Annotated in this window: 12 protein-coding genes; 8 read left to right on the forward strand and 4 right to left on the reverse strand. The window is 72.6% G+C overall.

Annotated elements, in window-relative coordinates:
- Positions 1–248: 248 nt before the first annotated feature.
- Entirely contained in the window at positions 249–1,694 is a 1,446-nt protein-coding gene (locus QOM21_RS13975) for an NAD(P)H-quinone dehydrogenase (protein ID WP_407550221.1), read from the reverse strand.
- 140 nt (positions 1,695–1,834) lie between these two features.
- Between QOM21_RS13975 and QOM21_RS13980 the strand changes: the two genes are divergently transcribed.
- The 4 genes from QOM21_RS13980 (at position 1,835) to QOM21_RS13995 (ending at position 6,717) form a co-directional block, all read left to right on the forward strand.
- Positions 1,835–2,272 (forward strand): gamma-glutamylcyclotransferase, encoded by a 438-nt coding sequence (locus QOM21_RS13980; protein WP_227048110.1) that lies wholly within the window; start codon positions 1,835–1,837, stop codon positions 2,270–2,272.
- A gap of 181 nt (positions 2,273–2,453) precedes the next feature.
- Entirely contained in the window at positions 2,454–3,275 is an 822-nt protein-coding gene (locus QOM21_RS13985; RefSeq protein ID WP_393894542.1) for a purine-nucleoside phosphorylase, read from the forward strand.
- Between the two features lie 280 nt (positions 3,276–3,555).
- Entirely contained in the window at positions 3,556–5,253 is a 1,698-nt protein-coding gene (locus QOM21_RS13990) for a phospho-sugar mutase (RefSeq protein ID WP_407550222.1), read from the forward strand.
- Positions 5,254–5,475: 222 nt separating this feature from the next.
- The gene (locus QOM21_RS13995; protein ID WP_407550223.1) at positions 5,476–6,717 is read left to right on the forward strand and encodes a hypothetical protein; all 1,242 of its coding nucleotides are present in this window, start codon (positions 5,476–5,478) and stop codon (positions 6,715–6,717) included.
- Between the two features lie 39 nt (positions 6,718–6,756).
- Here the strand turns inward: QOM21_RS13995 and QOM21_RS14000 are convergent, their stop codons facing one another.
- Positions 6,757–7,443 (reverse strand): TetR/AcrR family transcriptional regulator C-terminal domain-containing protein, encoded by a 687-nt coding sequence (locus QOM21_RS14000; RefSeq protein ID WP_407550224.1) that lies wholly within the window; start codon positions 7,441–7,443, stop codon positions 6,757–6,759.
- A gap of 38 nt (positions 7,444–7,481) precedes the next feature.
- On the opposite strand from QOM21_RS14000, the gene QOM21_RS14005 reads away from it, so the two are divergent.
- Positions 7,482–9,056, forward strand: a complete 1,575-nt coding sequence (locus QOM21_RS14005) for an FAD-dependent monooxygenase (protein WP_407550225.1) — start codon at positions 7,482–7,484, stop codon at positions 9,054–9,056.
- Between the two features lies 1 nt (position 9,057).
- Here the strand turns inward: QOM21_RS14005 and QOM21_RS14010 are convergent, their stop codons facing one another.
- A complete protein-coding gene (locus QOM21_RS14010) occupies positions 9,058–9,669 on the reverse strand; it encodes a GNAT family N-acetyltransferase (RefSeq protein WP_407550226.1) in 612 nt (203 codons plus the stop codon).
- 101 nt (positions 9,670–9,770) lie between these two features.
- Positions 9,771–10,400 (reverse strand): PH domain-containing protein, encoded by a 630-nt coding sequence (locus tag QOM21_RS14015; RefSeq protein WP_407550227.1) that lies wholly within the window; start codon positions 10,398–10,400, stop codon positions 9,771–9,773.
- Positions 10,401–10,583: 183 nt separating this feature from the next.
- On the opposite strand from QOM21_RS14015, the gene deoC reads away from it, so the two are divergent.
- Genes deoC through QOM21_RS14030 form a run of 3 tightly spaced genes read left to right on the forward strand, consistent with a single transcriptional unit; the run spans position 10,584 to position 13,927 of the window.
- The gene (gene deoC, locus QOM21_RS14020; protein ID WP_407555669.1) at positions 10,584–11,588 is read left to right on the forward strand and encodes a deoxyribose-phosphate aldolase; all 1,005 of its coding nucleotides are present in this window, start codon (positions 10,584–10,586) and stop codon (positions 11,586–11,588) included.
- Positions 11,589–11,591: 3 nt separating this feature from the next.
- Complete coding sequence (locus QOM21_RS14025; protein ID WP_407550228.1) at positions 11,592–13,064, forward strand: aldehyde dehydrogenase family protein; 1,473 nt, start codon at positions 11,592–11,594, stop codon at positions 13,062–13,064.
- Positions 13,061–13,927 (forward strand): aldehyde dehydrogenase family protein, encoded by an 867-nt coding sequence (locus QOM21_RS14030; RefSeq protein WP_407550229.1) that lies wholly within the window; start codon positions 13,061–13,063, stop codon positions 13,925–13,927. The genes QOM21_RS14025 and QOM21_RS14030 overlap by 4 nt, the downstream gene beginning before the upstream one ends.
- Positions 13,928–14,020: the final 93 nt, after the last annotated feature.

Raw genomic sequence — 14,020 nt, forward strand, 5'->3', positions numbered from 1 at the left:
GGAAGTTGTGCACGCCACGGAGAGCGACATGGTATGCAGCGCGCATATGTCGAACTCCTGGGCGACGAACGCACAGTGACCCCTGGTCAGCCCGGCCGGCCGGGCCGTGCGGCCGTACGGCCGTACGGCGCGGCCGGGCCCCAGAGCGGTGCATTTCATCCCAAGTGCTCAGTAGGGGCACAAACTTTCCCGCCCGTCACATCCGGAGCGGGAGCCCGGACGGGACGGGCGGGGGCCCGTGCGCGGCGCTACTCGTCGCCCGACTTACGGGTGTGCAGCTGCCGGGCGACCTCGGCGATGGAGCCGGAGAGCGAGGGGTAGACGGTGAAGGCGCTGGCGATCTGCTCGACGGTGAGGTTGTTGTCGACCGCGATCGAGATCGGGTGGATCAGCTCACTGGCGCGCGGGGAGACCACCACACCGCCGACGACGATGCCCGTGCCGGGGCGGCAGAAGAGCTTCACGAAGCCGTCGCGGATGCCCTGCATCTTGGCGCGCGGGTTGCGCAGCAGCGGCAGCTTCACGACCCTGGCGTCGATCCTGCCGTTGTCGACGTCCGCCTGGGAGTAGCCGACGGTGGCGATCTCCGGGTCGGTGAAGACGTTGGCGGAGACCGTCTTGAGGTTCAGCGGCGCGACCGCGTCGCCCAGGAAGTGGTACATCGCGATCCGGCCCTGCATGGCGGCGACGGACGCGAGGGCGAAGACGCCGGTGCAGTCACCGGCGGCGTAGACGCCAGGAGCGCTGGTGCGGGAGACCTTGTCCGTCCAGATGTGGCCGGACTCCTTGAGGGTGACACCCGCCTCCTCCAGGCCGATGCCCGCGGAGTTCGGGATGGAGCCGACGGCCACCAGGCAGTGCGTGCCGGAGATCGTCCGGCCGTCGGCCAGCGTCACCTCGACGCGGTCGCCGACCCGCTTGACGGCCGAGGCGCGGGAGCGGGCCATGACGTTCATGCCGCGGCGGCGGAAGACGTCCTCCAGGACGGCGGCGGCGTCCGGGTCCTCGCCCGGCAACACCCGGTCACGGGAGGAGACGAGGGTGACGCGGGAGCCGAGGGCCTGGTAGGCACCGGCGAACTCGGCGCCGGTGACACCGGAACCGACCACGATGAGCTCCTCGGGAAGCTCGTCGAGGTCGTAGACCTGCGTCCAGTTCAGGATCCGCTCGCCGTCCGGCAGCGCGTCCGGGATCTCCCGCGGATGCGCGCCGGTGGCGATGAGCACGGCGTCGGCGGTCAGCGTCTCCTCGGTCCCGTCGGCCACGGTCACCGTCACCCGGCGCGAACCGTCCGGCGACTGGCCCGGCTCCAGCCGGCCGCGGCCGCGCATCACGCGGCCGCCGGCCCGGGTCACCGAAGCGGTGATGTCGTGGGACTGGGCGAGCGCCAGGCGCTTGACACGGCGGTTGACCTTGCCGAGGTCCACGCCGACGACCCGCGCGGGGCGGTCGATGTGCGGCGTGTCGTCCTCGACGATGATGCCCAGCTCCTCGTACGAGGAGTCGAAGGTCGTCATCACCTCGGCCGTCGCGATAAGAGTCTTCGACGGGACGCAGTCGGTGAGCACCGACGCCCCGCCCAGACCGTCGCAATCGACGACGGTCACCTCCGCGCCGAGAGAGGCGCCCACCAGGGCCGCCTCGTATCCGCCGGGTCCGCCACCGATGATCACGATCCGAGTCACGTACTCCATTGTCCCGCACGCCCTCGCGTCGTTCTCCCCGGGGGGCGGGGTGCGTGACTTTCGGCCGCCGGTGTGCGCTCCCTCCTGCGGCGTTGTGTGAAGCTCCGCCACCAAGAGCCGACTCGGCAACCTCCCGTACCCTCAGAACCATGTCGCTCTACGCCGCGTACGCCGGCAACCTCGACGCGCGGCTGATGTCCCGCCGCGCACCGCACTCGCCGCTGCGCGGCACGGGCTGGCTCAACGGCTGGCGTCTGACCTTCGGCGGGGAGCAGATGGGCTGGGAGGGAGCGCTGGCGACGATCGTCGAGGCCCCCCGCTCCCAGCTCTTCGTCGCGCTCTACGACATCGCGCCCATGGACGAGGACTCCATGGACCGGTGGGAGGGCGTGGGCCTGGACATCTACCGCCGGATGCGGGTGCGGGTGCACACCCTCGACGGCGACGAGGCCGCCTGGATCTACGTCCTCAACGGCTACGAGGGCGGCCTGCCCTCGGCCCGCTACCTGGGCGAGATCGCGGACGCCGCGGAGTCGGCGGGCGCCCCGCACGACTATGTGATGGAGCTGCGCAAGCGGCCCTGCTGACGGCGGGCGACGGCGGCGGCCCGCCGTAGCCTGCGACGCCCCGGCCCGGCCGCGCCCGTGCTCCGTACGGGTGACGCGACGCGCCCGGGCGTCTTTTCGTCGAAAGACACAACACAACGATCTCAGGACAGTGGGCAGAGACATCTACGCGCGTAGGGGATTAGCGGCTACCCTCGTCGGCGTGAACGCATTTGCTACTACCGACATCGAGGCAGACCCGCAGGGTGCCGCCGACGCCGCCGCTGCCCGCCTGAGCGAGCTGACCGGCGCCGAGACCCACGACGTCGCCCTGGTGATGGGCTCCGGTTGGGCTCCGGCCGCCGACGCGCTCGGCGCGCCCGAGCACGAGTTCCCGGTGACCGAGCTGCCCGGCTTCCCGCCCCCGGTCGTCGCCGGTCACAGCAGCAAGGCCCGCTCCTACAAGATCGGCGAGAAGCGCGCGCTGGTCTTCCTGGGCCGGACCCATTACTACGAGGGCCGCGGCGTCGCCGCCGTCGCGCACGGCGTCCGCACGGCCGCCGCGGCCGGCTGCAAGACCATCGTCCTCACCAATGGGTGCGGTGGCCTTCGCGACGGCATGCGCCCCGGTCAGCCGGTCCTCATCAGCGACCACCTCAACCTCACCGCCACCTCCCCCATCGTCGGCGCGAACTTCGTCGACCTGACGGACCTGTACTCGCCGCGGCTGCGCGCGCTGTGCAAGGAGGTCGACCCGAGCCTGGAGGAGGGTGTCTACGCCCAGTTCCCCGGCCCGCACTACGAGACCCCGGCCGAGATCAAGATGATCCGGACCATGGGCGCCGACCTCGTCGGTATGTCCACGGTCCTGGAGGCCATCGCGGCCCGCGAGGCCGGCGCCGAGGTGCTCGGCCTGTCGCTGGTGACGAACCTCGCCGCCGGCATGACGGGCGAGCCGCTCAACCACGCCGAGGTCCTGCAGGCCGGCCGCGACTCCGCGACGCGGATGGGCAGCCTGCTCGCCCAGGTGCTCGGCAAGATCTGAGACCGCACCCGCGGGGCCGGTCCGGCAGGTGCCTGACACCGCAGGACCGGCCCCTCTCCGGGCAGCCGCCCGCCGCCGCGCACCCGGTCTCCCCGCCGGGCCCTGCGGCCCCCGCCGAGCACCGGCGCCGGGCACACCGCCCGGTGCGGCCGGCCCGCCTCCGGCACGCACGCCGTCGTACGGCATTGGCCGGTTCGGCGGCTCGAAGCACCCGCGCACCGGGTAAGCGTGACGAGCAGCCGAGCGCTCCCCCACCCGCATCCACCGTCAGGAGCATCACGTGGCTACCGATCCCGCGGAGCTGACCAACCGGGCCAGGGCATGGCTGGCCGAGGACCCCGACCCGGAGACCCGGGAGGAGCTGTCCGGGCTCATCGCCGCCAAGGACCTCGAAGAGCTGGCCGCACGGTTCGCCGGCACCCTCCAGTTCGGCACCGCCGGGCTCCGCGGTGAACTGGGCGCGGGTCCGATGCGGATGAACCGCGCGGTGGTCATCCGCGCGGCCGCCGGCCTCGCCGCCTACCTCAAGGGCAAGGGCGACGGTGCGGGCCTGGTCGTCATCGGCTATGACGCGCGCCACAAGAGCGCCGACTTCGCCCGGGACACCGCGGCCGTGATGGTCGGCGCGGGACTGCGTGCGGCGGTGCTGCCCCACCCGCTGCCCACCCCCGTGCTGGCCTTCGCCATCCGGCACCTGGGCGCGGTCGCCGGTGTCGAGGTCACCGCAAGCCACAACCCGCCGCGTGACAACGGCTACAAGGTCTACCTCGGGGACGGCTCGCAGATCGTGCCGCCCGCCGACGGCGAGATCGCCGCGGAGATCGCCGCCATCGGCTCGCTCGACGACGTGCCCCGGCCCGAGGACGGCTGGGAGACCCTCGGCGACGACGTCCTCGCGGCCTACCTGGCGCGTACGGACGCGGTGCTGACCCCGGGCTCGCCCCGCGACACCCGCGTCGTCTACACCCCGCTGCACGGCGTCGGCCGGAACACCCTCGTGCGGGCCTTCTCGCGCGCCGGCTTCCCGGCACCGACGGTCGTCCCGCAGCAGGCCGAGCCGGACCCGGACTTCCCGACCGTCGCCTTCCCCAACCCGGAAGAGCCCGGCGCGATGGACCTCGCCTTCGCCACCGCGCGCTCCCTGGCCCCCGGCAGCGTCGACATCGTGCTCGCCAACGACCCGGACGCGGACCGCTGCGCCGTCGCCGTGCCCGCCCCCGGCACACAGGACGGCTGGCGGATGCTGCGCGGCGACGAGGTGGGGGCGCTGCTCGCGGCCCACCTCGTCCGCAAGCACCGCGACGGCCGGGGCGGATCGGGCACTCTCGCCACCACGATCGTGTCGTCGTCGCTGATGTCCCGGATCGCGGCGGCCGCCTCGCTGCCGTATGTGGAGACTCTGACCGGCTTCAAGTGGCTGGCCCGCGTGGACGGGCTCCGCTACGCCTTCGAGGAGGCGCTTGGCTACTGCGTCGACCCGGAAGGCGTCCGCGACAAGGACGGCATCACCGCGGCCCTGCTGATCACCGAGCTCGCGGCCGAGCTGAAGGGTGCCGGCCGTACGCTCACCGATCTGCTGGACGACCTCGCGCTGGAGTTCGGGCTGCACGCCACCGACCAGCTCTCGGTCCGCGTCGAGGACCTGTCGCTGATCGCCGACGCCATGCGGCGGCTGCGCGAGCAGCCCCCGACGGCGCTCGCGGGCCTGGCGGTCGACCGGTCCGACGACCTGAACGAGGGCACCGAGACACTGCCGCCGACCGACGGGCTGCGCTATTACCTGTCCGGTTCGCCCGCAGCCGGAGTGGAGAGCGGCCGGGTCGTGGTGCGTCCCAGCGGCACCGAGCCCAAGCTCAAGTGCTACCTGGAGGTGGTGGTTCCGGTGGCCTCGGCGCAGGCGCTGCCGGACGCCCGGAAGCAGGCCGCCGCGGCGCTGACGGCGATCAAGTCCGACCTTTCGGCGGCCGCCGGAATCTGACGACGCGCGAACCGGTGAGCGGGCCCCCGCGCAGGACCAGGGGCCCGCTCACCGCCTCCGGCCCGCGGCCCGACTCCTGGCGGAGGGGCTGCGGGCCGCCCCGTCTCTCGTACGGGTGACTCCCCTACTGCACCTGTCGCAGCACTTCAGGGCGGGCGCGCCCGGAGCGCGGAAGCCTGGACCCGGACGTACACGCCGCCAGTCCACCCCAGGAGTCGCGCAGTGCCCACGACCGCGCCCCCGCCGATCCCCGCCGGCCCGGCCCCGCCGGCGTCCGTACCGTCCGGGCCCGGGCAACTGACCGGAGCCCTGGGCGCGGCGCTGCGCCGGGCCGCACCCGCGCTGTTCGGCTATCTCGCCGTCCGGCTGCTGGGCGCGCTGGTGCTGATGAAGTGGGCGCACCTCAAGCAGCACGGACTGTGGCCGCTGCTCGCCAGCCACTGGGATTCGCGCTGGTATCTGGGCATCGCCGACCACGGATACGCGCAGACCCTCGACGAGCGGCTGTTCAACGAGAACAATCTCGCGTTCTTCCCTCTCTATCCGGTGATCGTCAAGGCCGTCGCCGGGGTCACCCCGGGCTCGCGCGCCAGCATCGGCCTGGTCGTCGCCGTCGTCTGCTCGCTCACCGCCGCCTGGGGCGTCTTCGCGGTGGGCGACCGGCTCCACGGGCGCCGGGTCGGCACCGTGCTGGCCGTCCTGTGGGGGGCGACGCCGGTGGCCGTCGTCCAGTGGATGGGCTATACGGAGTCGCTGTTCACGGCCCTGGTGGCCTGGTCGCTGCACTCCGTGCTGACCGGCCGGTGGATCGGTGCCGGGGCCCTGGCCCTGCTCGCCGGCCTCACCCGCCCCACCGGCCTCGCCGTGGCGGCGGCGGTCTCGGTGACGGCCCTGGTCGCCCTGTGGCGCCTGTGGCGTCCACCGGCGGACCGCGCCGAGGGGCGGCCCGAACCACGCGCCGGCGCCCCGCGGCTGCTGCTCGCCGCGCTGCTCGCCCCGCTCGGCTGGCTCGGCTACGTGGGCTGGGTGGGGCTGCGCCTGCACCGCGCCGACGGCTACTTCGCGGTCCAGAGGATGTGGCACAACGAGTGGGACGGCGGCATCGGCACGCTCCGCACCCTGCGCTCGATACTCGGCTACCAGCCCCGCCCGCAGCTGTTCTTCGTGGTCGTCTCGCTGGTACTGATCGCGTCGGTGGTGCTCTATCTGCTGTGCGTCGCCGGGCGGCAGCCGCTGCCGCTGCTGGTGTTCAGCAGTGTGCTGCTCGCGATCGTGCTGGGCAGCGGCGGCGTCTACTTCCCGCGCGCCCGGTTCCTGCTGCCCGGCTTCCCGCTGCTGCTCCCGGCGGCCGTCGCGATCGCCCGCGCCCGTCGCAGGTCCGTCGTACTGGTCCTCGGCGGTTCGGCGCTGGTGTCCGCCTACCTGGGCGCGTACATGATCCTGGTCTACGGCGGGGCGCCGTAGCCGCGGCGGTCGTCCCGCGAGGCGAGGCCGGGCGGTGGCTCAGACAGGGCCCGGACGGCCGCCGGACCTGGTCGCCTCGACGCCCGCGACGATGATCCGCAGCCCCGCCTCGAACCCGGCCTCCACATCGCCGAACATCTCCCATCCCGCCGCTGCCGCGAGCGGGTGCTTCTCGCCGAGCCGCCGCGCGCGGCCTTCGAGGTCGTAGGCCGGGTCGCGGTCGGCCGGATTCTCCGGGTCGGGATGGATCGACTGCTCCTCGATCACCAGCCCGATGGTGAAGTTGTAGACGGTCCACCAGGCCCTGACCGCCTCCGTCGGCGTGAAGCCTTCCGCGGTGAGCCGGCCCAGCAGTCGGTCCGTCGGCGCGGCGTGGCTCTCGTCGGTCAGCCGCGTACCGCTGAAGACCTTGCCGCCGTCGCGGTAGGCGAGCAGTTCCCGGCGCAGCGCCCGGGCGCAGGCGAGCAGGGTGTCCTGCCAGGTGCGGGCGGATCCGTCCGCCTCCCGGCCGTCCGGTGACAGCCGCGGCCACTTCATCCGCCGGAACATCTCGGTGGCCATCTCGTCCAGCAGCTCCTGCTTGTTCTTGAAGTGCCAGTAGAGCGCGGGTGCCTGGACGTTCAGCTCCTTGGCGATGCGGCGCAGGGTGAGGCCGTCGAGCCCCACCTCGTTCAGCAGGCGCAGGGCGGTGTCCACCACCTGTTTCCGGTCGATGCGCGAAACCATGTTGACAACTTAACACTGTTAAGCACATCCTCGGAAGCATGGAACTTAACAACGTTAAGGAAGCCTGCGGGGCAGGGTCCACGGCATCCGTCACGACCGTCGACGTCCTGATCGCCGGAGCCGGCCCCACCGGCCTCGCCCTCGGCATCGACCTCGCGCGGCGCGGCGTCCGCGCCCTGATCGTCGAGCGGCAGCCCGCCCTGTCGCCCGGAGCCCGCGGCACCGGTCTCCAGCCGCGCACCCAGGAGGTCTACGACGACCTCGGCGTGCTGCCCGCCGTCCGGGCGGCCGGGGGCCGCTACCCGCGGCTGGCACTGTGGGAGGACGGCCGGATCGCCCACACACAGGAAATGGTCGAGAGCGTCGAACCGACGCCCGGCAGCCCGTACTCCAACGCGCTGATGATTCCGCAGTGGCGCAATGTCGAGCTGCTGCACGAGCGGCTGTCGGAGCTGGGCGGCGGCGTGCGCTTCGGCGCCGAGCTGACGCACTTCGAGCAGGACGCGGACGGCGTCACGGCCCGGCTCCGCCTCGCCGACGGAGGCGCGCACACCGTGCGGGCCCGCTATCTGGTCGCCGCCGACGGCGGGCGCAGCACCGTCCGCAAGGGGCTCGGCATCGGCATGAGCGGCCCGCAACTGGCGCCGGGTGCGGGCGTCCTGGCGGATCTGCGGGTGGACGGCCTCGACCGGGACCACTGGCACCGCTGGATACTGCCGGACGGCCGCTTCGTCATGCTGCTGCCCCTGGCGGGCACCGACCACTTCCAGAGCTTCACCGTGGCCACCACCGACCAGCCGGACACCTCGCCCGACGGGGTCCGCGCCCTGATCGCCAGGTGGACACACCTCGCCCCCGAGCAACTCGGTGAGGTCCTGTGGGCGTCCGTCTACCGGCCCCGGGCGGGCCTGGCCGACCGCTACCGCTGCAACCGGATCCTCCTCGCCGGCGACGCCGCCCACATCCACTCACCGGCCGGCGGCCAGGGCCTGAACACCAGCGTCCAGGACGCCTACAACCTCGGCTGGAAGCTCGGCCAGGTGCTGCACCACGGCGCACCCGACGCGCTCCTGGACACCTACGAGAGCGAACGCCGCCCGATCGCCGCCGGCATCCTGGAGACCAGCACCCGCCTGCACCGCTCCGGCTCACTGGTCCGCGGCCGCGACCTCCACCAACTCGGCATCGGCTACCCCGACAGCCCGCTGAGCACGGAACTGCGGCCGGCCGTCGCCGAAGGCGCGCGCACCGCCGGCGACCGGGCCCCCGACGCCCCGTGCCGGACCGCGGACGGCCGTCCCACCCGCCTCTTCGACGTCTACCGGGGCCCGCACTTCACCCTGCTCACCCTGGGCGGCACCGACCTCGACGAGACCGCGCTGCCCGTGGGCAAGGACCGGCTGCGCACCGTCCGCGTCGACGGCCCCGACCCGGACCTGACCGACGAGGACGGCCACATCCGGGACGCCTACGGGGACGGCCCCGGCGTCTTCCTCATCCGGCCCGACGGCTACGTCGCCGCCGCCGCTCCGGCCCAAGGGGCCACCGCCCACGTCACCGCCGCCCTGGCCCCGTACCTGGCAGGGGCCACAGCGGGCGCGGCGGCGCGGTAGTTCAGGACGCCGCCGGACGCCACATGGTGGTCACGACATGGCCGGTGGCGACGGTGATCCGGCCATGGGCGGCGAACCCGGCCCGCTCGTACCGTGCGAGGTTCGCCGGGTTGGACGACTCCAGGTAGGCGGGCGCGCCCAGGGCGTCGATGTGTGCGAGCGCCTCGGCCGGCAGCCCCATGCCCAGCCCCTTGCCGCGATGCGCGTCATGGGTGCCCAGAAGGGTCAGATAGAAGTGCGGCTCGGCGGGGCGGGCCGCCGCGAACTGCTCGCAGATGCGCAGGACGCCCTCGGCCACCTCCGGGCCCGCGCTGCCGGCCAGGAGGCCCTCCATGCCGTCCTCCTCGTCGGGCGTCAGCTCGGTACCGCCCGGCGGGATCCAGACGGCCGCCGACTCCGCGTTCGGCGTCACCAGCGTCCACGGATAGCGCACGGCCGAGGACACGAAGAGGCGCCACATCACCGCCGCCTGCCGGGCACGGCGACCGGGGTCGGGGAAGGCGGGACCCCACAGCGGGTCGTCGAAGAACGCGGTCGTCAAGGTCTCGACGACGGCGTCGATGTCGGCGGGGCCGGCGATTCGCGCGGGGACCGGCCGGGGTGCGGAAGCCATCGGCCCACGGTAGCCACGCCCCTGCGGGCGGAGAGAGGCCCCGGTGGCCATCAGTCACCGGGGCCACGCGGCGCCTCGGGGCGGCCGCCTGTGGGAGCCGCCTACCGGAGCCCGATCATCACGGCCAGCCCGACCGCGCCCGCCATGCACGGCGCGATGATCTCGTAGGCCCAGCGCACCACCGGCTCGCCCGTGGCGCTCTCGCGGTGCGCGGCGCGCTCCTTGATCTCGCGCAGCTCGTCGAGGGTCTGGTCGGCCATGGCGCGCGGTACCGGGCCGTCGTCGGCGCCCAGACCGAAGCGGCTCCGGGGCGCGCCCGCGCCACGTGCCGCCTGCTTGCTGACCTTCTTGCGCTGCCGGAGCGAGACCGGCACCGCCCAGAGCTGGTACTTGCCGGCGCCGGTGAACACCTCGGCGGAGAACGTCGCCCGCAGGTATTCCACCGCGCTCCAGGGCAGCGTGATCGTACGGAACGGATTGCGCACCGTCAGCCGGTCCTCGTTCGCCCTGACCTGCGGCCGGAGGGTGAAGGCCGTCACCAGCGGCACGCCGAGGAGCAGGGTGAACGCCGCCGTCAGCTTGGTCCGCGCGTCGCCCCGCAGCAGCGCGTCGCCGCCGAGCCACAGCCCGAGCAGCAGGAGCAGCACACCGCCGACGAGGGCCGCGGGCGAGCGGTAGCTGCGCTCGGCGAACTGCTGTTGCGGCGGGGAGGACCGTTCCGGGCTCGTCATGGTGCCGATTCTGCCTGACGTCCCAGCATGCGGACATTGCGGTACGACAACGGCTCGCGGCCCGCATCCGGTCAACTCCGCGGGCCCGGAACGCACACGCCGGGCGCGGTGACCTCGTCCGCGAATTCGCGGCGCAGGGGGGTGGCATGCCGCTACGCGCGTAGATATGCTCCTCTCGTGACCATGCCCATCACTGTTCCCGCATACGGCAAGGAAGCCGCGGAACGTCTGGCGTCGATGGCGGACGTGACCGCCGACGACGGTGCGCTGCGCCGCTTCCTGCACGGCCTCCCAGGCGTCGACGCGGTCGGCCTGCAGGCCCGCGCCGCCACACTCGGCACCCGCTCGATCAAGACGACGGCGAAGGCGTACGCCATCGACCTCGCCATCTCGATGATCGACCTGACGACCCTCGAAGGCGCGGACACCCCGGGCAAGGTCCGGGCGCTGTGCGCCAAGGGCATCACCCCGGACCCCACCGACCGCACCGCTCCCCGGGTCGCGGCGATCTGCGTCTACCCCGACATGGTCGCGACGGCCAAGGAGGCACTGCTCAACGGCGGTGCCCCGGACATCCATGTCGCGTCCGTCGCCACCGCCTTCCCGGCCGGCCGGGCGGCCCTGCCGGTCAAGCTCGCCGACACCCGTGACGCGGTCGCGGCCGGCGCCGACGAGATCGACATGGTGATCGACCGGGGCGCCTTCCTCTCCGGCCGCTACCGCGCGGTCTTCGAGGAGATCAAGGCCGTCAAGGAGGCATGCGCCCGGCCGGACGGCACGGTCGCGCACCTCAAGGTCATCTTCGAGACCGGTGAACTCCAGACGTACGACAACGTCCGCCGGGTCTCCTGGCTCGCGATGCTCGCGGGCGCCGACTTCATCAAGACCTCGACGGGCAAGGTGTCGGTGAACGCCACCCCGCCCGTCACGCTCCTGATGCTGGAGGCGGTCCGCGACTTCCACGCCGCGACGGGCGTGCAGGTCGGCGTGAAGCCGGCCGGCGGCATCCGTACGACCAAGGACGCGATCAAGTACCTGGTCATGGTCAAGGAGACGCTCGGCGAGAGCTGGCTGACCGGCGACTGGTTCCGCTTCGGCGCCTCCAGCCTCCTGAACGATCTGCTGATGCAGCGCCAGAAGCTCAGCACCGGCCGCTACTCCGGCCCCGACTACGTCACGGTGGACTGAGGCATGACCTTCGACTACGCACCCGCCCCCGAGTCCCGCTCGGTCGTCGACATCGCGCCGTCCTACGGCCTGTTCATCGACGGTGAGTTCGCGCCGGGCTCCGACGGCAAGGTCTTCAAGACCGTCTCCCCCTCGTCCGAGGAGGTCCTCTCCGAGGTCGCCCAGGCGAGCGCGGAGGACGTCGACCGCGCCGTGAAGGCCGCCCGCAGGGCCTTCGAGAAGTGGTCCGCGCTGCCGGGCGCCGAGCGCGCCAAGTACCTCTTCCGGATCGCCCGGATCATCCAGGAGCGCTCGCGCGAGCTGGCCGTGCTGGAGTCGCTGGACAACGGCAAGCCGATCCGCGAGTCCCGCGACGCCGACCTGCCGCTGGTCGCCGCGCACTTCTTCTACTACGCCGGCTGGGCCGACAAGCTCGACCACGCGGGCTACGGCGCCAACCCCCGCCCCCTGGGCGTCGCGGGCCAGGTCATCCCCTGGAACTTCCCGCTCCTGATGCTGGCGTGGAAGATCGCCCCTGCTCTGGCGACCGGCAACACCGTCGTCCTCAAGCCGGCCGAGACGACCCCGCTGTCCGCCCTCTTCTTCGCGGACATCTGCCGCCAGGCGGGCCTGCCCAAGGGCGTCGTCAACATCCTCACCGGCGACGGCTCCACGGGCGCCGCCCTGGTCGCGCACCCCGACATCAACAAGGTCGCCTTCACCGGCTCCACCGAGGTCGGCAAGGCCATCGCCCGTACGGTCGCCGGCACCGACAAGAAGGTGACGCTCGAACTGGGCGGCAAGGCCGCGAACATCGTCTTCGACGACGCCCCCGTCGACCAGGCCGTCGAGGGCATCGTCAACGGCATCTTCTTCAACCAGGGCCACGTCTGCTGCGCCGGCTCACGACTGCTGGTCCAGGAGTCCGTCGCCGAGGAGGTGCTGGACTCCCTCAAGCGCCGGATGCGGACGCTCCGGGTCGGTGACCCGCTCGACAAGAACACCGACATCGGCGCCATCAACTCCGCCGAGCAGCTGGCCCGCATCACCTCGCTGGTCGACGCGGGCGAGGCCGAGGGCGCCGAACGCTGGGCCCCGGCCTGCGATCTGCCGTCCGCCGGCTACTGGTTCGCCCCGACGATCTTCACCGGGGTCACCCAGGCGCACCGCATCGCGCGCGAGGAGATCTTCGGCCCGGTCCTCTCCGTCCTCACCTTCCGTACCCCCGAGGAGGCGGTGGAGAAGGCCAACAACACTCCGTACGGCCTCTCGGCGGGCATCTGGACGGAGAAGGGCTCGCGGATGCTGTGGACGGCGAACAAGCTCCGCGCCGGGATCGTCTGGTCCAACACGTTCAACAAGTTCGACCCGGCCTCGCCCTTCGGCGGCTACAAGGAGTCGGGCTACGGCCGCGAGGGCGGCCGGCACGGTCTGGAGGCGTACCTCGCCGGAGCGACCGGACCGACGAGCGAGCGAGAAGGCGAGTCCGACCGATGAAGCAGTCCGATCGTTTGAGCGTGCTCAAGACCTACAAGCTGTACGTCGGGGGCAAGTTCCCCCGGTCCGAGAGCGGGCGGGTGTACGAGGTGACCGACTCCAAGGGCAAGTGGCTGGCGAACGCGCCGCTGTCCTCCCGCAAGGACGCCCGGGACGCGGTCGTCGCGGCCCGCAAGGCGTTCGGCGGCTGGTCGGGCGCCACCGCCTACAACCGCGGCCAGATCCTCTACCGCGTCGCCGAGATGCTGGAGGGCCGCCGCGAGCAGTTCGCCGCGGAGGTCGCCGACGCCGAGGGCCTGTCCAAGGCCAAGGCGGCGGCGCAGGTGGACGCGGCCATCGACCGCTGGGTCTGGTACGCGGGCTGGTCCGACAAGGTCGCCCAGATCGCCGGCTCCGCCAACCCGGTCGCGGGCCCGTACTTCAACCTCTCCTCCCCCGAACCGACCGGCGTCGTGGCGGTCCTGGCCCCCCAGGACTCGTCCTTCCTCGGTCTGGTCTCGGTCCTCGCGCCCGCCGTCGTCACCGGCAACACGGTGGTCGTGGTGACCGCGCAGGATGCCCCGCTGCCCGCCCTCTCCCTGGCCGAGGTGCTCGCCACCTCCGACCTCCCGGGCGGCGTCGTCAACATCCTCTCGGGCCGTACGGCGGAGATCGCGGCCCCGCTCGCCGCCCACCAGGACGTCAACGCCATCGATCTCACCGGCGCCGACGCCGCGTTGGCGAAGGACCTGGAGACGGCCGCGGCCGACAACCTCAAGCGCGTCCTCCGCCCGGCACCGGTGGACTGGACGTCCGACCCGGGCACCGGCCGCCTGCTGGCCTTCCTGGAGACCAAGACCGTCTGGCATCCGATGGGTGTGTAGTACCGGACCGGCATCCTTCCGGTGCCGACCGGCCAACTGCGTGGGGCCCCGCCTTCCTTGGGCGGGGCCCCACGCTGCTGTCCGCGTTGACCA

The organism is Streptomyces sp. Pv4-95, assembly GCF_045782725.1.
GTDB lineage: Bacteria > Actinomycetota > Actinomycetes > Streptomycetales > Streptomycetaceae > Streptomyces.